Origin of the sequence: Paenibacillus chungangensis (assembly GCF_042675905.1) — a bacterium.
In the GTDB taxonomy this organism is placed as follows: Bacteria; Bacillota; Bacilli; order Paenibacillales; family Paenibacillaceae; genus Pristimantibacillus; species Pristimantibacillus chungangensis.
In genome coordinates, this window is the sequence record NZ_JBHTJZ010000024.1 from 259,918 (window position 1) to 280,540 (window position 20,623).

The 20,623-nt window shown below is 49.6% G+C and carries 11 protein-coding genes and 1 pseudogene; 10 read left to right on the forward strand and 2 right to left on the reverse strand.

Features of this window, described 5'->3' with window-relative positions; translation table 11 throughout:
• Positions 1–265 precede the first annotated feature (265 nt).
• A complete protein-coding gene (locus tag ACFQ2I_RS16020; RefSeq protein WP_377565822.1) occupies positions 266–2,410 on the forward strand; it encodes an ATP-binding protein in 2,145 nt (714 codons plus the stop codon).
• 214 nt (positions 2,411–2,624) lie between these two features.
• Positions 2,625–3,320: a response regulator transcription factor gene (locus ACFQ2I_RS16025; protein WP_377566040.1), complete on the forward strand. Its 696-nt coding sequence runs from the start codon at positions 2,625–2,627 to the stop codon at positions 3,318–3,320.
• Between the two features lie 127 nt (positions 3,321–3,447).
• Here ACFQ2I_RS16025 and ACFQ2I_RS16030 read toward each other — a convergent pair whose 3' ends face one another.
• The gene (locus tag ACFQ2I_RS16030) at positions 3,448–4,164 is read right to left on the reverse strand and encodes a winged helix-turn-helix domain-containing protein (protein ID WP_377565825.1); all 717 of its coding nucleotides are present in this window, start codon (positions 4,162–4,164) and stop codon (positions 3,448–3,450) included.
• 190 nt (positions 4,165–4,354) lie between these two features.
• Here ACFQ2I_RS16030 and ACFQ2I_RS16035 point away from each other — a divergent pair, with 190 nt between their 5' ends.
• Positions 4,355–13,459, forward strand: a complete 9,105-nt coding sequence (locus ACFQ2I_RS16035) for a S8 family serine peptidase (protein ID WP_377565827.1) — start codon at positions 4,355–4,357, stop codon at positions 13,457–13,459.
• Between the two features lie 222 nt (positions 13,460–13,681).
• Here ACFQ2I_RS16035 and ACFQ2I_RS16040 read toward each other — a convergent pair.
• Positions 13,682–13,933, reverse strand: a pseudogene (locus tag ACFQ2I_RS16040) (hypothetical protein); the annotation flags it as partial.
• A gap of 135 nt (positions 13,934–14,068) precedes the next feature.
• Between ACFQ2I_RS16040 and ACFQ2I_RS16045 the strand changes: the two are divergent.
• From ACFQ2I_RS16045 to ACFQ2I_RS16075, 7 genes are all read left to right on the forward strand, one after another.
• Positions 14,069–14,545 carry a nucleoside deaminase gene (locus tag ACFQ2I_RS16045; RefSeq protein ID WP_377566043.1) on the forward strand — a complete coding sequence of 159 codons (477 nt, stop codon included), beginning with the start codon at positions 14,069–14,071 and terminating at the stop codon, positions 14,543–14,545.
• 186 nt (positions 14,546–14,731) lie between these two features.
• The gene (locus ACFQ2I_RS16050) at positions 14,732–15,349 is read left to right on the forward strand and encodes a hypothetical protein (protein WP_377565829.1); all 618 of its coding nucleotides are present in this window, start codon (positions 14,732–14,734) and stop codon (positions 15,347–15,349) included.
• Positions 15,289–16,419 (forward strand): hypothetical protein, encoded by a 1,131-nt coding sequence (locus ACFQ2I_RS16055; protein ID WP_377565832.1) that lies wholly within the window; start codon positions 15,289–15,291, stop codon positions 16,417–16,419. The genes ACFQ2I_RS16050 and ACFQ2I_RS16055 overlap by 61 nt, the downstream gene beginning before the upstream one ends.
• A gap of 16 nt (positions 16,420–16,435) precedes the next feature.
• A complete protein-coding gene (locus ACFQ2I_RS16060) occupies positions 16,436–17,680 on the forward strand; it encodes a DegT/DnrJ/EryC1/StrS family aminotransferase (RefSeq protein WP_377565835.1) in 1,245 nt (414 codons plus the stop codon).
• Positions 17,667–18,686, forward strand: a complete 1,020-nt coding sequence (locus tag ACFQ2I_RS16065) for an alpha/beta hydrolase (RefSeq protein ID WP_377565838.1) — start codon at positions 17,667–17,669, stop codon at positions 18,684–18,686. The genes ACFQ2I_RS16060 and ACFQ2I_RS16065 overlap by 14 nt, the downstream gene beginning before the upstream one ends.
• A gap of 88 nt (positions 18,687–18,774) precedes the next feature.
• Positions 18,775–19,710, forward strand: a complete 936-nt coding sequence (locus ACFQ2I_RS16070) for a carbohydrate ABC transporter permease (RefSeq protein ID WP_377565841.1) — start codon at positions 18,775–18,777, stop codon at positions 19,708–19,710.
• Positions 19,711–19,723: 13 nt separating this feature from the next.
• Positions 19,724–20,560, forward strand: a complete 837-nt coding sequence (locus tag ACFQ2I_RS16075; protein WP_377565844.1) for a carbohydrate ABC transporter permease — start codon at positions 19,724–19,726, stop codon at positions 20,558–20,560.
• The last annotated feature ends 63 nt before the right edge of the window (positions 20,561–20,623 follow it).

Here is a 20,623-nt window from a genome sequence, read left to right on the forward strand (position 1 = left end):
AAAGGCTGATCGTTGTGTAAAAATAAGACACCGTGAGTGATGGAAATCGCTCTACGGTGTCTTCTGTTTGTAGAAAGAGTGGATCGTACTGACATTACGAAGCCGTTCGACACGTTGGAAGTTACCTGAAAAACGGTACCGCATACGTCAGCGTTCCGGCGAACTTTTTATCCGGCCTTCCCCTCAACTCTTTTCTGGGCAAATGTTACTTAATTTTGTATGATTAGAATAATAGCGAATTTTGTAGATTGGGGTCGGTTTCATCATGAGGGGGATTCTCCGATTCGGTTCTCGTACGATCATCCTTTATATTGCTGCTGCTGTTGTTGTTGGCTTGATTGCAAGCTATGCTATCGTCCCTGCACCGGACTCCCCTAAGTTTCAAAGTGAAGAAGGCATTTTGGATTTAAGACAGGCTCATGTTCGTGAGAACCCGCTAAAGTTACAAGGGGACTGGGCGTTCTACTGGCAAGAACTGCTGTCTCCTGAGGACATACAGAATCGATTAGCAAGTGACGGCAATCATGACCGCTGGATTAGCATCCCGAGCTCCTGGTTAGGCTATCGGCTAGATGGTCAGCAACTGAACGGTACAGGTTTTGCAACCTTTCGTGTGATCATACAGCTTAGCGAGCAGGATCGAAACGAACGGCTTGCTCTATGGGTGCCTACCATTTTTCATGCGTATAAATTATGGGTGAATGGCGAGCTGCTGGCAGAAGTCGGTGTGGTTGGTCAGGACAAGAGCAGCGTGACACCGCATCTGGCAACGAAGCTGGTGTTCTTCCAGCCCGAGAATGACACTGTGGAGCTGGTTATGCAAGTCGCCAACTTCCATCATGTGCGAGGTGGCATCACCAAGTATATCGAGCTTGGCGGCAGTGATGTGTTAACGGTAAGGACAAATCTGAAAATCGCTGCTGAAATTTTCATCACCGCAAGCCTCCTGGTAATTGGCATCTATCATCTGCTGTTGTTCATACTGCGACGTAAAGACAGAGCTCCATTGTATTTTGGTCTGTTCACCTTGTTATTCGGTATTCGCTCCTTGCTGGTCGGCGAGCTCTTTCTCACACAATTATGGCCGGATTTTCCATGGGAATTGCAGTTCAAGATCGAGTACCTGATTCTTTGCAGCAGTGGTTATATCATCACCATGTACTCTATTTGCATTTTTCCGAATTATGTGTCACGTTTGTTTCGTCTCGGTACGCGGATTGTAACCGGTATACTCTGTCTAGTTGTTGTCGTGACCCCTGCACTAATCTATTCAAAAATGCTACTAATTATTGGTGTGATTGTTGTTCTGCACATGGTATATCTAATGGTTGGGCTGATCCAATCGGCTATGCGGCGTATGGAGGGAGCGCTGATCTTCCTGCTGGTGTCGATGGTCGCTTTAGTTACGGTTATCAACGATTTTTTATATTACAACGAATGGTCACGAATCGGCAATACCTCTCCACTTGGTTTATTGGTGTTTACGATCGCTCAGATGGTTCTGCTTTCTTCCAGATTTACGAGGACGGCATCGAACGAAGAGAGAATTACACGTGAACTGCAGGACGCGAACAACAAGCTGACTGAAATGAATATGAATTTGGAACGGACCGTGCAGGAACGCACACAGGCCTTATCCGCTGCTCATGATGATCTTCGATCTTCATATGACCAGTTGCTGCAATCCGAGCAAGGGAGAAAGAAGCTTCTTGCCTATATTACGCATGATCTGCGTATGCCGCTGTCCAGCATGCTGGGTTATGTAGAAGCTGTGCAAGACAGGGTCAAGCCGGAACGTAATGAACAATATCTGAAGTATATCCGAGATAACACGATAAGGATTAACCGTATGATCGAGGAGTTGTCCTTCTTGTCGCATCTGGAGACGGGACAAGTCTCGTATCGAATGGAGTCTGTTCATGTCATTCACTTCTTGCGTGGGTTCTATGAACAATATGAGTTGGTAGTGCGTGACGCAGGGTTAGATTTCATGCTGGATTACAGCGATGTGCAAGATCAAGGACCTCATTCGCCAGTTGTAGAGATGGATGCGCAAAGATTGGAGCAGGCATTGTTTAATCTGGTGTCGAACGCGATGAAGTTCACCTCTAGGGGTGGGATGGTGCGAATTTCGCTAGCTGTTGACGAGGTAGATCATATCCGCTATGCGAACATTAGCGTACAAGATTCTGGTACGGGTATTCCTCCAGAGCAGCTTGAACAAATCTTCGATCGCAATTACAGGTATGATCGGCCAGGCGCTGAGATGGGAGTAGAGGGCAGCGGGCTTGGGCTGGCGATTTGCAGGGAAATCGTGCAAGCGCATGGAGGAACGGTTCGAGCGGATAGTGACGGCAAGACGGGTGCGATATTCTATGTATCGCTTCCTTGTATGCAAGCACGAACTTAAAGTTTTCTTTAAGTTTCACATTTGGACTAATCTACCATGATAAGATACAAGGAGAGCGCAAGCAGGAGCCTAATCTGGCAGGAGCAGTCCTCTGCACCGTCACCCAATCCAATTTAGTTAAAGATTAGGCTCATGAAAAATAACGGCGGTCGTTGCTGATCGGCGAGCGATTGTTCACATTTGGAAAATGAAAGAAGGTGACGGTGTGGTGGGCATGCACAAAATATTGATCGTTGATGATGATCCCCATATATGCGAGATTGTTCAGGCGTATTGCGAGAGAGAGGGTTTCATATCCTCCTACAGTCATAGCGGAACAGAAGCGATGAGGCTGCTTGCATCGTTCGAGCCGGATTTGATTGTACTGGATGTCATGCTGGCTCATGAGAATGGCATAGATTGGTGCATGAACGCACGAGGCTACACGAATGCGCCGATCGTGTTCCTGAGCAGCCGAGAGGAAGACGAGGTGAAAATCAGCGCATTATCCTATGGCGACGATTATGTGACCAAGCCGTTCAGTCCGGGAGTACTCATGGCCAAGATCAAGGCTCATCTTCGCAGAGTGTCGACGGGCAGAAAGGAACAATTGCTGGAGTTACCGGGTTTGACGCTGGATTTCTACGCACAGTCCATCAACATAGGTAGTGAATCCATCTATCTATCAAAAAAAGAGTTCAGTCTATTGTCCTATATGGCACAAAACGTCAATCGTGTCGTTAGTAGCGAGGCATTGTTTCAGCTCATCTGGGGAACGGAGAGTCTGGAGGATACGAGAACAGTCGCTGTACACATCAGCAATTTACGCAAAAAAATCGAGGCTAACCCTGCCGTTCCTGAGAGAATCATTACGGTTCGGGGGGCCGGGTATATGCTGGTTGCCAGAAGCGCGTTGCAAGCACGTACGTAGCGTTAAACCTAAAGATCGAATTCTTAATAAATAGCGGTGCAGGGATAGCCTCTCATGTACCGTTTTTTGTCGTTTGTTAGCAAAAAAAGAAAGCCGCCGGTGGAATGGGGGACCTGCGAAGTGGATGCTATCGATTCAGGGTGTCTGAGGGAAACATATAGCCGAATCCCCTCACCGTACGTATAAACTGAGGGTCGGACGGATTGTGCTCCAGCTTTCGCCGCAAATGACTAATGTGTACCTTGACAGTCTCTATATTACCTGTCGATTCCAAGCCCCAGACGTAATCATATAATTGTTCCGCACTCCACACCTGATTAGGATGCCGTACAAATAACATCAACAGCTGTGCTTCTTTCGCAGTCAAATTCAACGGCTTGCCGCGCAGTACAAACTGACAGCGCTTCACATCGATCTCCAATTCTCCATATGACACGATGTCATCAGAGTGATAATCCGTGTTGCTGAATTGGCGATATCTTCTCAAATTCGCCTCAATGCGTGCGGTAAGCTCGCTGAAGTCAAATGGTTTCGTAATATAGTCATCACCGCCCAGCTTTAATCCAGTCAGCTTGTCCTCCAACTGTCCTCGGCTACTGATAAAAATAATCGGAGCGTTAGTGATTCTGCGAATCTCGATACATGCATCGAAGCCGCTTCGTCCCGACATTTCAACATCCAACAAAATAATATCCGGCTTGGTCAATGCGGTTAGAGCAATAGCTTGCTCGCCGTCTGCTGCTGACAGCACGGTATATCCTTTTTTTTTAAAGCTAAGCTTCAGCAATTCATGAATCCCGATTTTTTCATCGACGAGCAATGTTTTGTTAGACAGCCGCCGCATTGTTTTCATCCCCTTTGGAACAAGCAATATAGGCAGGACTATATAAATATATGGCCAATCAAAAATCTACTGGTTCAGTCATAAGTCTCTTAACCTGATTTTAACCTTTGTTCAATACAATGTTAACCAGTGCAGCTAATTTTTTTTGAAAAAATAGGTAATGGCATTTGAGAAACAAGGAGGATAAAGTATGCGCACTCATAAATTAAAGCGGTACGGCATGATCGCAATTTCATATTTAATAATACTCCAACTGATTTCGCCCGTATTCGCTGCTATTGAAACCGCTTCTGCCAGCGACAATGCAATCAATGTGCTTACTGCCGGGGCGGCTTCACAAGAAACGATGATGTTGCCTGTGAAGTGGTCGGAAGAGGAAACAGAGACCGAAAAGTCGTGGGCGCTTGACGCAGTTGATGCTGATCGGGCTTGGCGAATGATTGCGCAGCATACGGCAGCAACGAACAACGTGTCGGAAGCAGTCTATGTTGCATTAATCGATTCCGGTGTGGAAGCCAGTCATCCGGCACTGGTGAATCGGGTGCTTCCCGGCATTAATATGTTGTCTGACGCAACGGACCTGGCAGATGTATCGGATCTCAATGGGCACGGTACTCATCTGGCCGGGATTATTGCTGCCGCTGGCGATGATTATGCGGTGAGTGTAACAGGTGAACTGCCTGTGTATGTACTGCCAATTAAAGTGTTGGACGACCAATTGGCCGCCACAGCTGAACAGCTCGCGCAGGCGATTCGTACAGCCGTCGATTGGCGTGGACCGGCTGAAGAGCGCATCCAGATCATTAATGTAAGTGCGGGAGAATACTTTGCAACAGCTCCGGAAGACTTGCATGATGCCATAGCATATGCCGAAGCCAATAATGTGCTAGTGGTGGCGGCAGCTGGAAATCTGGGTCTGAATACGGCAGACTTTTATCCTGCCGCTTATCCGACTGTCGTATCCGTGATGAGCATGAGGCAAGACGGCTCGCCGCTGCCCAGTTCCAATTACGACGGCGATCTATTCGCTCCAGGGGATGCAATTCTCTCCACCTGGCCGCAGGATCGCTACGGCACAATGTCCAGTACATCGAGCGCAGCGGCAATCGTATCGGGGATTGCAGCGATGATGCGGTCCGTGCTGCCGGAGCTATCGGCCGCAGATATTCGTCAAGCGCTGCTCGACGACAATGAGGTGAATGCCGCTGCAGCATTGACTCGCCTTGGCATTCCTGACGTTACATACGAGGAACGCACAATGACGGATGGCGATTTGATCGCGACATTCGAACAGCCGGAACCGTCGATGTTCAGCTTGTTCTCGACTTCAACAGCAACAGGGGAAGAAGTGACGATTACTCGCGTCAGCTTGTCGCAGGATGGACAGGAGTTAAGCGAGGCCAGCTTCCATCCGACAATTAGCGCGAATGGCCAATATATGCTGTTTGCCAATACGGGTACGCCCAATGACGGATCTACACCCATCACGTATAGACAGCAAATACAATTGTTTGATCGAGATCAGTCCGTGGTGCATAGGATCACCACGAATGCCGCTGGGCAGCCTGGTGATGAAAACAGCACATATTCGTCCATTAGCGCGGATGGCCGCTATATTGCTTTCCTGTCAAGATCAAGAAATTTGACAACAGACAATTATGACTTTAATCGAAGAGACAATTTGTTTCTGTACGATCGCGATAGCCCGCCGGATCAACAATTTCGCTGGCTCAATTTGACGGCTGAGGGCAACCCAAGCTATCAACCAGCGTTAAGTCCGGTCATCAGCGCCGATGGCAGCACGGTCGTGTTTTTAACGAAAGGACGGCTTGTGGACGAACATCCAAGCGGAGAGACGGGTCTTTATGCCATTGGTACGCAGCCCGGCAGCACACCGCAATTGATTTCCGTCGGAGCCTTGGAGGAGAGCGCGATCACTTCTGATATGTTCAGACCATACGGCACGATCGAAGCTCCATCCGTCAGCGCGGATGGCAAGCTGATCGCTTTCAGAGTTCATTATCATGATGAGTCAAGCGGCACTTCAACGGCATCGCATATTTTTGTCTATGACCGAGAGAATGAATCGCTAGATACGATCTCTCGTCCTCTGTCTACCAGTATCGATCAAGTTCCAGGATTGCATGATGATCCCTACATCAGCGCCAATGGCCGGTATGTCGCCTTCGTGTCCAATGATCACCGGTATAACGAGCAGGAGCTGACCTTATTCGGGCATAATCAAATTTATGTGTATGACAGGGTAACCGACAGTTATGAACGGGTTACCGCAGGCGTTACCGATCCGCAGCATGGAGGGGACAGGGAACACAGAACGCCCGTACTGAGCGATGACGGACGCTACGTCGCCTTTGCTTCGAACGCCGACAATTTGATCAGTCCGTCTCCGCTAACGGATGGATATGCGAAGTGGAATATATATTGGCACGACCGCACCGCACAAAAAACGCTGCTGCTAAGCCGTTCAAGCGCTGTGGTCAGCGGCAGCGAGGAAAGCGCGAATCCGGCAATCAGCGCAGACGGTAAGACGGTCGTCTTCCAGTCTTCATTCAAAAATCTGATTGCTGATGATACCAATAATAGAGACGACATCTTCATGGCGACTATTCAGCCTGACATACAGCCACTGTCGCCTTCCTGGCCGCAAGGCAGCGAGCTCGCCGCAACTTACATCGGTTCGACGATGGTGACGCTGACCTGGTCGGCAGCGACCGCTCCTCCCGGACAGTCGATCACACACTATGATGTGTATCAGGATAACGCGTTGCTTGCATCCATCCCTTATGACCAGTCGACTTATACGGTTACGGAACTGCAGCCGGAGACGGGTTATACGTTCCATGTCGAGGCGCGCAACGGCGCACAAGCTACGACTGACGGTCCGAGCGCCTCGGTTGCGACTACTGCGTCTTCGAGCGGAGAAAAGACGGCGCTGATTGCGACTGCGCAACCCAATGGTAACGTTCTGTTGCAATGGGAAGCCAGTAGCGACGCCGCTGCACAGGCTTATTCCATTCAGCGCCGCGAAGCAGGAATGGAAGACTGGGGGACGATTGCAGTTACGACAGACGCATTCACCGCCACTTACACCGACACCGCGCTTCAGGCGAACACGGCTTATGAATATCAAGTGCTTGTCATGCTGGAAGGCGCAGCAGACAGAGCTCACACGCTAATCGCCGAAGTGACGACCGCCGCGCTGGAGATCAGCGGACTGAGCTGGTCTGTGCCGCCGCGCTACGATCGGCTCCGCGAATTCGTCCAGCTGGGAGACACGATGACGGTCGAACTGCACGGCACTCCCGGTCAACACAGCGAAGCCGTCTTGTCTGTGCGCGAATTGGATGGGGATCAGATTGGAAGCGATACACATCAGCACATTATTGCTTTAACGGAAGATCCTGAGCTGCCTGGACGGTACGAAGGAACCATCCCAATCGTCGCAGGTATGGCTGAACTCATATCCATTAGCGGCAAGCTGGTAAATACGCTGAATGAGACCATGACGCAACAAACGACGGCAAACATGCCGATACGTGTATCCGGCAAGCTATTGGTCGAGCTTGACTTGGCGGCAACCGAGGCGCAACTCTCCCCGCTGACCTTATACGGCAAGTTATGGAGTGAAGAGATGCTCACCGGTGAGTACGTGAAGCTGACAGCGCCGCAGCCGAACAGTACGTTGTCTTATGCGCATGTCGTGCCAGGCAACTACCGGCTGGAACTGTATCAAGGGAATTATTCAAGTGATGCCACAGAGAGCATCACGGTGTTGCCCGGGCAAGAACATACCTTATCCTGGCAGCCTCGTTTGCTTGGCAACGCTGTCGTATTGCTGACCGATGCCAATGGCAATCCGTTGCCGGGGGAACGAGTAACCGTTATGGATCTGGACCGAGATCAAATGATTGGCAGTGCGCAGACGGATCAGGCGGGTATGGCGCATCCGTTCGGCGATCAACTGGCGGCGCAGGGCACGAATGTTCTGGTCATCGCAGACGGGAACACATTCCCTTATCAAGAAGCAACTGAACAAGCGTTCACGCTATCTTATGTTGGAGTTAATGAATGGGAACTGCAGCGTCCATGGCCGGATAGCTGGGTCAACATCGGCACACTTTCTGGCAAAGTGACCACGGCAGACGGCGAACCGGCAGCCAGCCATCGGCTGACTTTTACGCATGGGGATTATCCATCGCATTCTTTCTACACGATATCCGACATGAATGGCCATTACAGTCTGGATGTGCCTGCAGGCGAGGTGACGATCGAAGGTCATGCCGTACCGGATCATCAATCGATTCAAGTACCGCCACGCGGTGCGGTCACGAAGGATATCGCTTTGCTAGATGTGCGAACGTACACCGTGGAGATGCAGCTGCGCATCAAATATGCGGGGGACGTATGGCGCGAGGAAAACCTCGATAGCTGGAGGACGAGGTTCCATTATAATACGGCTATCGGCGGTCATTCTTCATCGTTGCCGCTCTTGCCGGAGCAGCGCTGGGATCCATATCCCTATGTCATAGAGCTGCCTTACGGGTCCAGCTTTCCCGCATGCATTGACGGATCGAAGATGAATTTGCCCAAGCAATGCAAGCAGGTCGTTGCAGGTGACGAGTCGCGCATCATCGTCGCCTTCGAACTGGAGCAAACCGGAACACGTATTACCGGCAATTTGGGAGAGAGCGTAACTGCAGATGTCACGTTATACAAGCTGAATGAGCAGGGACAAATGATCAAGACGGTCGCAGGATACCGTCAAACCAACGTTATCGATATGTATGCGCCGGATGCGGGCAATTACATGCTGCAAGTGCATCCTTATCCGAACCGTAACAGGCAGTTTTATGAGCAGGTACTTCAGGTCGCTGGTGAGGAGCGAATTGATCTTGGCGCTATTATCTGGCGGCAGAGCGGATATTTTGCAGGTCAACCCGGCAATGCGGTGATCATGACCGATGCGCAGCCGACTCTCGGTTCGACCGTGACCGTTCGCATTGCTTATCGCAATGGCGGCCAGCAGACGGCGGATAACAGCCACATTCAGCTCAGGCTGCCGCATGGCGCTTCCTTTGTTCCCGGCAGTCTCGTACTCAATGGCGAGGCGCAGACGGGTCAGGACTTTCCGTTCGAACTGGGCGATCTGGCTCCTGGCGAATCGGGCACTGTGTTGGCGCAGGTCAAGTTGGGGAATGAAGGATCTGAGAATGAGCAGAAGGTGCAAATAACTGCTTTCATGACCCATGACGGATCAGCAGAGCCAGAGATAATCGGCATGGTAGAAGTGCCTCAGCAGCCAGTAACGCTTCATGTTCCGGAGCGGATCCATGATCGGAATGTGAAGGCATCCGGACGCGCCCCTGCAGGCAGTCTCGTTAACATTTATGCCGACGACACACCGATTGATCAAACCGTGGCATCAGCCGGCGGATATTGGTCGTTGATGCTCACCATGCCGGAGCCCGCAGAAGATCAGCAAGCTCGCTTCTATCGTCTTTACGCCGTAGTTGAAGAGGATGGGGCTGTTATGCATTCCCGCACTGCGACTACCTTGTATCAACGGAATCAATCGCGTTTGCAGGAAGTGACGATGTCGCAAGAAGACGGGCATACCCGTACGTTCCAAACGTCTGGAGAAGTTCCGATTTTCCCATACGTTTATAATCCGGATGAAATGCTGCAGTTGAACATGAAGTTTGCTCAGCCTGATCGGATAAGCGATGTTCGAGTGCGCATTATTGGCATGGGAGAGCGGCAAGCCGTCTGGGATGCGAGCAAGCAAGTCTACATCGCGCAGTTTCCTGCGGATGAGAGTTATGGAGCGCAAGGAGCTATATATATCACTTATGATACAGCGGACAATCCGCCGCAGTGGCTGGCCGACGCAACTATTCGCCATGTTCAGGCATCAGATGATCATGTTGACATAGCTTCCTCATCGGCATCGAATGTTCAGTTCAACGATCAGTTTGCCTTTGAAAATGTGCTCGGATTAAACGGACAATTACATGTGAAGGTAGAGACCGGGCAATATGCGGCGGGGTCAATGATGGCAGAAGTGCAAGATCATAACGGAACGTATGAAGTAACAGGAACCGAGCCTGTCATATCGATAAACGGCGACCGCGTGACGCTTTCCGCTGCCGTGTATGTTCCAGAGGAGATGTTTGTTGACCGTGACGCCGCGGCCCCTTATTGGCCCGATCAAGCTGCTTTAGTCCTTCATGCAGACACGGCAGACCAGTATCGCCTGACCTGGACGCATGCGCTGGACGATACGTGGGTGCGATCCTACGAAATTTATCGGGGCAGCACCATGATCGCCCATGTACCGGCACATCAAGCTGCGTACACTGTAACAGAGGGGCAACCAGGCGAATCCGGACCATACTCCGTCATAGCGATCGATGTCAAAGGGAACAGAAGCGCAGCGCTGTCCCAATCGACCACATCTGCTCAGTCTACTGATATGACTGCGTTGGCAGCCGAAGCCGTTGAGCAGCATAACAAGCAGATGTTGCAGCAATATCCGCAAGTCATTCGAGGCGCATCCAACAAAGTGAAAATTGCGATTGATTTTGTCGGCATCGCAACGGACAGCGTCAGCTTCGCAGATATGGCTAAAAATAGTTTCGGAATTCGGGCAATGATGGAACTTCAACAATTCAGGGATCAAGTCAATGCGTGCACAGGACCGCCCGATGCGCTTGATCTTATGGAATCCGTCATTGAACGCGCCATGATTAACAAAGCGCTTGAAGTGACGACCGGCGCGCTCTTAACGGGGACTTCAATGGGGCTTGCGGTAACCGGTGTCGGTATGATACCAGGCGCCATTCTGGCCGTAGGCAGCACCGCCTTCGGCGAACTGGCCAGCAATGCCTCGCAAGGCGCAAAGGATCAAGCGCAAGAAATTTTCGAAAGCTTTAAGAGCAAGGGGATTTTAGAGTGTGAAGAGGATGAGGAAGAGAATCAGGACGAGAAGTTCGACGGCGACGACGAATTCCCGGAATCACCCACTCCTGCCGCCAATCCGAAATGGATCTATGATCCAAGCGGATATGTGTACGAAGCCGTAACACATCGCCGGGTCGAAGGGGTTAAAGCGACAATCGTATATCGTGAGCAACAGAGCGATCCCTGGTCCGTGTGGGATGCCGAGTGGTATGGTCAGCTCAATCCACTCTATACGGACGGGGCAGGCCGTTACGGTTGGGATGTGCCTGAAGGCTGGTGGCAAGTCGTCTTTGAGAAGGATGGCTACGAAACAGCTTACAGCGAAGAGCTCCGTGTCTTGCCACCGCACTTCGATGTGAATGTCGCGATGCGCTCCTTGCAAGCGCCCGCGCTGGTCCGTGTGGATGCTAAGACAGGCGGATCTCATTTGACCCTGACCTTCGACAATTATGTTCGATCGGATACGTTGTCACGGGATTCCATCCAGATGTACCGAACTTCAGAAGATGATGGCAATCGGATTGGCGAGCCGTTAACGATGGAGATTCTTCCGCAGTTGGCAGAGGAAAGCGTAGATGGCCACTTAGTGACCACGCAGGTGCAGCTTGTTCCGGATCAACCGCTAACCTTAGGTGATACCTATGCGTTGCTTGTGCAAGCGCCATTGATGAGCTATGCCGACATCATGATATTAGATGGCATTGAACGCAAGGTGCTGGTGGAAGCGGATCCCGGTCCGGATACGGTTGCGCCACAGTTAACGCTATTGGGCGATGACACGGTCTACTTGTCTGCTGGGGAGCGATATGCGGAGACAGGAGTATCGGCGCATGATGATCGGGACGGAGATATTAGCGCGATGATTCAGACGGATTACACACAACTGGATATGAGCACACCGGGAACGTACAAGGTGATGTATTCCGTTGCCGACCAGGCCGGCAATGCAGCGGACGTTCAAAGGAATGTGTTTGTCAAGCCTCTCCCCGTGTCCTTATTGGCAAAACCGGAGAACGGCTGGACACTTTTTGTGAACGGGGTGAACCCGAATGCCGCATTGTCGGTGTACCGGAACGGCCAGCCGGTGGATGCGACCATTGCTGTCCATCGCTCGGGACAATCCGCCCATGTGACCGTCTCTGCCAAAGGATCCTATACCGTGGTTCAAACTGCGAAGGGGGTGTCTAGCGATCCTTCTAAAGCGGCGGCGGTCAACTGGGATAAGCCTGACCTTACAGAACCGACGCCCTCCATTCCACCTTATTGGCCATCGCACCCTGCAGAGGGGTTGGATACAACAGATGAACGTATCCGCATTAGCAGTACAACTATGGCACAGTTGCCGCTTAGTGAAGGATTGACCTTGTCGGCTAAAGTTCGTAATTCTGCCAGTCGCCCTGAGGACTCCATATATTTGAAGGCGCTATTAACCTCATTGGACGGTAGCGATACCGTCATACAGCCGAATGTGTCGCTCTTCCAACTGTTTTCGGTGGAGATGTCGTATGACGAGGTTGGGGAACAGTCCATTACATCGGAAAGGACGGTCCAATTGCTTGCTTCCTTACAAGGTGACGATCTGCGAATGATGTCAGCTCCAAAGCAATGGAGTGTATATCGCTGGGATTCACACCAGCAAGTCTGGATGGATGTGCCTGACATTTATGTCGCCAAAGAGGAACGCTACTATTTCGAAATGACCCAGTCCGGCATATATGCCGTGATGCAGATTAACAAGGAATTTACGGATGTGAATGGTCACTGGGCGCAGGATGCGATTGCGCAGGTGACAGCTCGCGGTGTCGTTCAGGGCAAAACAACAGATCAATTCGCTCCTAATGACCTGATCAATCGAGCGGAGTTCACTGCATTGTTGCTCAGAACGTTGGCAATTCCCAGCAAGAGCGGATTACTTCCACATACAGATGTGGATCCAGGCGCGTGGTATATGAAAGAACTTTATACAGCATGGGAGGCGAATCTGATACATGGCATCAGTGAGCAGTACCTAGCTCCGACAGGTCTCATTACCCGAGAGCAAATGGCCACCATGCTGTACCGCGCCTATCATCAATTCGCTGTGCAGTCGGCAAATGCAGCGCTGGATTCGCTTCAGGGCTACTCCGATCATGAGCGAATTAGTGAATGGGCAAAATCAGCTATGGCTTTCGTCGTCAACCATAAAATTATGAATGGACGAAGTGTACAACGGCTGGTGCCAGACGGTCAAGCGACACGTGCGGAAGCGATCGTAATGTTGCAGCGTTTCTCGGAATCGTTATGGAGAACGTTGTTGAGAAATGAGGGAAGGTGATAAGTATCATAGCCTCTCAGAAGTAGAGCTTCCATATCTGAACTTGGATTAAGCCACCCACTATTCAGACACTTACCCTGTTTCGGTCCAGGAAAGAATACTTGGAATTGGCTATGAAGTCCATTTGATTGACAGTCTCGCTCATAACTTTTGGCTTCAATTTTGAGACCTTTCCTAAGTTCATTGAACTTATGGAAGGTCTCTTAATATTTTTGATGTAGTTTATCGGGAACTGGGCGCAAGAGGATAGAATCCATCTAATTCTTGCTCTAAAAAAGGTTTTACTAAACGACGTACTTCGTCTGTTGACGTGGTATCCATTAATTGGTTTCTTAGTTCGCCTGCGCCTCTAAATCCACGAACATAGATTTTGAAAAAGCGAAGAAGTGGTTTAAATGAACGCGGCAAGACTTCTTTTGAATATTTATCGTGAAGATCCAACTGTAAAAGAAGTAAATTGAGAAACTCCTTCGCCAATAACCCATACAAGGACTTTCTCCACTGTAAGCTCCTTCAACCTATCGCCGGTATGGGTTATGATGATGAAGAGACAGGTTACAAGTTGAGCTAGAGATCATGATTGCCGATTATCGAACTGGAGGTTTTGTGATGATCAATGATACCGATCTGAAGCATCTGAAGCGTTGTGTTGAACTGGCAAAGGAAGCTCTTGACGTTGGCGATGAGCCATTCGGTTCCGTGCTAGTCTCCGCTGACGGTGATGTGCTTATGGAAGACCACAACCATGTTGCTGGAGGCGACCATACCCAGCATCCGGAGTTTGCATTGGCGCGCTGGGCGGCCAATCATATGACACCAGAAGAACGGGCCAAGGCTACCGTCTATACCTCGGGAGAACATTGCCCTATGTGCGCCGCTGCTCATGGTTGGGTCGGCTTAGGACGTATCGTTTATGCGAGTTCTTCCAAGCAGCTGACACAATGGCTAAGTGAGATGGGTGTTGCTGCCCCGCGCGTTCTTACTCTTCCCATCGAAGCTGTTATTCGCGATACGCTCATAGAAGGTCCTGTACCTGAGCTCGCTGAGCAAGTTCGACAACTCCACAGACAATTCCACGCAAAATAGAACTCCATCTTCGTGCAGCGTGAATCATTCGCGCTGCACAACTCCACTATTTCACTGCATCCATCTGACACAGGGGATCTTTTCGTATAGCGGTAAAAAAATTTTCAAATCAGTCAATGTAGTTTCTTATGGTGCGCGCCTTCGTTCGCTACAATAATCATATAATCGAACAAAGCAGGTGCTGTGATGAAAATGATGAAAATAGGCGTTCTTCTGGACTCGGGAACGGTAAAGAAGCGCAGAAGATATGGGTTGAATGTATTCGAGGCTTATATAAAAGAAATATTAGCTCATGCGGGAGTGCCGTTCACGATGATGACACAGATCGATGAGCTGCCAGCCGCTAAGGTGGATTTGGTTATCGTATCAGTTGTACCTCAAGATGAACAGACTGCTGAGGCTTTATGGCATTATGCGGAGCAGGGAGGCACTCTAGTTGCTTACGGTGGGCTCGCACTGCTGGCTGAAAGGCTAGGCTGTGCAAAGAGATCACGATTGGATAAGGGCTATGCGCGGTTGCCTGAATACGATTTTCTCACCATACCGCTTCGTTACTTGTCCGCTGAAGCATGGTGCGCGGGGGGTGAGCCTTGCGTAAGCGCAGGTTCCCTTCATGCGTCGTCACCAGAGGGTACCGCAAGCGGAGCACTGCTTCAGCAATGGATGGTTGGCCAAGGCGCCATTCACCGCTGGGCTGTAGATATCCCGACTACGGTGGTCCATTTGCGCAGGGGGTTAAGCCGGTGCTTGTGGATGGTATCCCAGCCCCGGATGGGACAGCCGCAATTGACGAGGGCATTCTGAAGGCGGATGACGGTATGGAACTGGATTGGAAGTGGGATCGAGAGCATACAGAGACAGGAATGCCTTACTTTGCTTATCCTTATGCGGATTATTGGAGGCAGGTGCTGCTCTCCCATCTGATACGCTGTGCGTTTGCCCGGGGGTTAACTTTGCCGCTGCTGGATGATTGGCCGGAAGGAACCGAACGTGTGGCGCTCATCTCCTTCGATAGTGACTTTAATCTTGATGAGACTGCTGTGACGACATTGGATGTGTTGAAGGAGATAGAGGTTCCTTCCACATGGTGCATGATCGAGCCTGGTTACTCCTCCAGTGTCTATGACAGAGTGAATGGGGAAGGTCATGAGCTTGCCCTGCACTACAATGCTCTGGAGAAGGAAGAGGGAATATGGGGACGCGAGGCGTTCGAACGTCAGCTGGAATGGGTGCAATCCGCGACAGGTGTGAAGCGAATAACTTCCAACAAGAACCATTATACAAGGTATGAAGGATGGGGCGAGTTGTTCCAGTGGTGTGAATCGAATGGCATCGCTGTCGATCAGACCAGGGGGCCTACGAAACGAGGTAATGTCGGTTTTCTGTTCGGAACTTGTCAGCCGTATTTCCCCATTGGATGGTTTGACGAAGAGAATCGTTTGTACGATGTGCTCGAGGTTGGTTTTCTGACGCAAGATCTCAACCATCCCAGCCTGTCGGATACAACGATTATCGAGCCTTTATTGGAGCAGGTAGCCTATGTTGGAGGCGTAGCGCATTTTTTGTTCCATCAGATTCACATCCATCAGCTGGAGCCTGTTCGTGAAGCTATTCGCGAGGTTGCTGAGAAGGCGAAGCGCTCTGGGTTTACTTTCTGGACATCGAAGCAAGTGAACGATTGGCAGCGAGAGCGAAGGACCATTCGAATTCTGGAGATTGACGACAGCGGCAAGGCTCAGCTCGATGCAGGAGCAGTGACGAAGCCAATTACAGTGTGGGTTCCAAGATGCATGGCAAGCGCAGAGGAAGCCCCGGATGCAAGCATGTATCGATTGGGCGTGCTATGCAGCAAGCAAGTCTATTCAAAAAGATGATGGAGGAGGCAACAAAATGGTTAATCACGTAGAAAAATTAGCTATACATGGCGGGGAAAAGGTGAAAACAACACCTTTCGGCACTGGCAAGCGATTCGGATTTGAAGAGGTGACTGAGCTTGTAGAGGCGCTGAATCAGAACACGCTTTTTTATCATTTTGGCACAAAGGTGAAAACGTTTCTAAACGATTTCAATGCGATGTATGGCATTCGTTATAGTGTGGCTGCATCATCTGGAACAGCGGCGATTCATGTCGCTTTGGGCGCTGCGGGTATAACAGTAGGCGATGAAGTTATCACAAGTCCGATTACGGATCAGGGAACACTTGTCGGTATCCTCTATCAGAATGCCATTCCAGTGTTCGCCGATCTCGATCCGCATACCTACAACATGGATCCCCGATCGATTGAAGCAAGAATTACGCCTAGAACAAAGGCCATAGTCGTTGTACATCTTGCAGGCAATGCAGCGGACATGGACGCGATCATGGCTATTGCACGCAAACACAAGCTTAAGGTAATCGAGGATTGCGCACAGAGCTATCTTACTCGATATAAGGGCCGGCTAATTGGTACGATTGGTGATTATGGCTGCTTCAGCACGAACGACTTTAAGCATATATCAACTGGAGACGGCGGGATTGTAACGATTAATTCTGGTGAAGAAGCCGATTACCATGCTGCTCATGCCTTTGCGGATAAGAACTATCAGAGATTCGGCACCAACGTCCAGAAGGATCTCTACACACTGGCTCCGAATTATCGCATGACCGAGCTTCAGGGGGCCGTAGGCATCGCGCAATTGAAGAAGCTAGGCCATATATGTGATATTCGTCAGCGATATGGCGACAAAATTACTGCAGGAATAAGTCATTTGCGGGGCATTCATGTTCCTAGGGTAGACGAAGGCAATTATTGCACGTATTGGTTCTATATGTTCCGTCTGGATTTGGATCAATTGACTTGTACGCGAACAGAATTTTGCAAGGCGCTAGAAGCAGAGGGCATTCCCAATATGGAAGGCTATATCTCGGATGTTGCCTATATGCAGCCTCTATTCCAGAATAGAACGGCTTATCCTGGTTCTCACTTTCCATTCGATATCTCGGGGATTACGTATGAGAGAGGGCTTTGTCCTGTAGCTGAGAGTATTCTGCAGACAGCTGTACGTATTCAGGTTAACGAGTTCTTCACGGAGAAGGATATCGAAGAGATGATCGCTGGAATTGCTAAGGTTATCGCATTCTATGAGAAAAAATAGTCATAAAGGATTGGTTCCCTTACTGGCCGGCTTGTCTACACAGAAGGATTGGGCACGTAAGAGAGACGCGATCCTTCAGTCATGGCTGGAATTAGTTGGCGGACTGCCGGAGAGGGCACCTGTCCACTTCGAACAATTGGACTCTGTGAGGGAAGCGAATCATATGCGCCTTCATATCCAATATGACGCTGCATATGGGGACAAAGTAACAGCCTATCTATTAGTGCCCTATACGATGTCTCGTGCGAACGCAGTAGGAAAGTTGCCCGCTATAATGGCTTTGCACCCGACAGCCAACGCAGGCAAAGATGACATTGCTGTTGAATCGGGCAGAGAAGGCAGGAGATATGCCCTGGAGCTTGTAGAGCGCGGCTATATCGTGCTCGCTCCGGATACGATTACTGCAGGGGAGCGGAAGGATGACGGCGCTGATTACTTTCATACCGCTTTATTCGACAAGCAGTATCCAGAGTGGTCAGCGGTAGGGAAGATGCTCTCGGATCACCTTCACGGCTTGGATCTGTTGTGCAGCTTGCCCGAAGTAGACCCTGAGAGAGTGGGTGCGATTGGACATTCACTTGGCGGCTATAACGCTTATTTTCTAGCTGGGATGGACGAGAGAGTGAAAGCGGTAGCGGTAAGTTGCGGCTTATCCACTTTCTATGGCGATGCAGATAACAATCGCTGGGGGAGAAGAGATTGGTTCTCACATCTTCCGAGGGTAACAGAGCTAATGCGTATGGGGAAAATCGATTTCGACTTTCACGAAATTGCAGCGCTAGCGGCCCCAACGCCATTCTTCTGCTGGATCGCTCAACAAGATCAGTACATGCCGCATTGGAAAGAAATTAGCGAGGCGGCGTCTGAGCTGCATCTGCTGTACGAGCATCTGAATGTTGGCGATCGATTTCAAGCGTTAATAGGCACGTCGCGACATGACTTTCCGGATTCAATTCGACAGTTGGCCTATGCATTTTTAGACAAGTGGCTGCTGGGGGAGCCATAGCCATAGCGATGTACTTGTATGGGATTGGTAGTCTATTCTTCAAGTCATGTGTCTTGAGTCAATAATGAATCGAAGTGAGGTGAACCCAATGCGTGAACAACTACAGTCAACAACGGTTTCAGCAGGCAAAAAGCCGCGCTTCAACAGAAATGTACTGTTTGAAAATGTTTACGGCTATTTCTTTATTGCTCCCATGCTGATTGGCGTTACGGTCCTTACTTTAATGCCCATCCTCATTTCATTTTTCCTAAGCTTTACAGAATGGAACTTTCTACACGGATTCAAGCGGATTGAATTTATTGGTTTCCGTAATTTCGAGCGACTGCTGATGGATGAGCTGTTCTGGAAATCGATGAAAAACAATATAATCTTCATGCTTGTCATTCCGGCTACGTTGGCTCTGTCTCTCCTGTTGGCAGTACTTATTAATAGATATGTGTACTTCAAGGATACGTTCAAGGTCATCTACTTCATGCCTTATATCTCAAGTATTGTAGCCGTTGCGATGGTATGGCAAGTGCTGTTTCATCCGTCCTATGGTCCTGTGAACAACTTGCTGGTATCACTGGGGATCGACAATCCACCGAAATGGTTAGCGGATATTGATTTTGCCCTTCCATCGATCATGATGATCATGGTGTGGGTATCGATTGGTTATAACTTGATCATTTACATTGCAGGATTACAAGCCATACCTCAGGAGCTGTATGAAGCTGCCGAGATGGATGGCGCCAAGCCAAGACAGAAGTTTTTCAACATTACGCTGCCGATGCTGTCCTCGACAACCTTTTTTCTATTAATTACTGGTCTTATCGGAACGTTCAAAGTATTCGATATTATTCAGGTGCTCACAAACGGTGGTCCTGCCAATTCGACGACAGTTGTGGTGTTCCAGCTGTACGAGACAGCTTTCATTCATTTGAAGATGAGCTACGCTTCAACGATGGCGCTTGTCCTGTTCTTGGTCATATTTCTTATTACCGTTATTCAATGGTATAGCCAGCGCAAATGGGTGAATTACTAGGAGGTGAAAGAGGATGGCATTTGGTAAACTGGATATACGCAAATGTGTGACAACGGTGCTGCTTTTAGGGGTAGGCGTAGCTTTCCTGCTGCCCTTCTTCTGGATGTTATCGACTTCCTTCAAGACGGAGGCCGAAGTGTTCACCTATCCCATTCAATGGATACCGCAGCAATGGCAGGCTATTGAAAATTACAAGGAAGTTTGGCTCGGCCAATATCCTTTGTATTTGTATTACTGGAACTCCATTAAAGTAACGATTCTGACAACCTTAACATCGCTGCTATTCTCCTGTATGGCGGCATACGCATTTGCAAAGATTGCGTTCAAAGGACGCGACATTGCGTTTATGATTGTACTGGCTACCTATATGATTCCCAGCCAAGCTATTCTTGTTCCACAGTTTATCATTTTTCGCGAGCTGCAATTATTTGACACGCATTTGGGGCTCATTTTGCTTAACAGCTTCAGCGTGCTCGGCACGTTTCTGCTAAGACAATTTTTCCTAGGCATTAATAAGGAATATATTGAGGCGGCCAAAATGGATGGTGCCGGTCATATTCGCATATTTGCAATTGTGGCGATTCCGCTTGTTAGACCCGCTATTGCAACATACGGTATTCTCCGATTCATTTGGACATGGAACGATTACCAGAATCCGCTTATATTCCTGCGATCTGAAGGGCTGCTAACGTTGCAGCTTGGTATCCGCAAGTTCGCCGATGCTTATGGCGAGTTCTACTCCTTAATGATGGCAGGATCGGTCATTGCCATTGTACCGCTTCTGATTGTGTTTATATTGGGACAAAAACACGTTATTGCAGGACTTTCTTTGGGCGGTGTGAAAGGATAAAGGAAAGCAGAGTGAGGGCAAGAAGTCAAAAAAATTCGCAACAGGTAAAATAATTTGACTTTA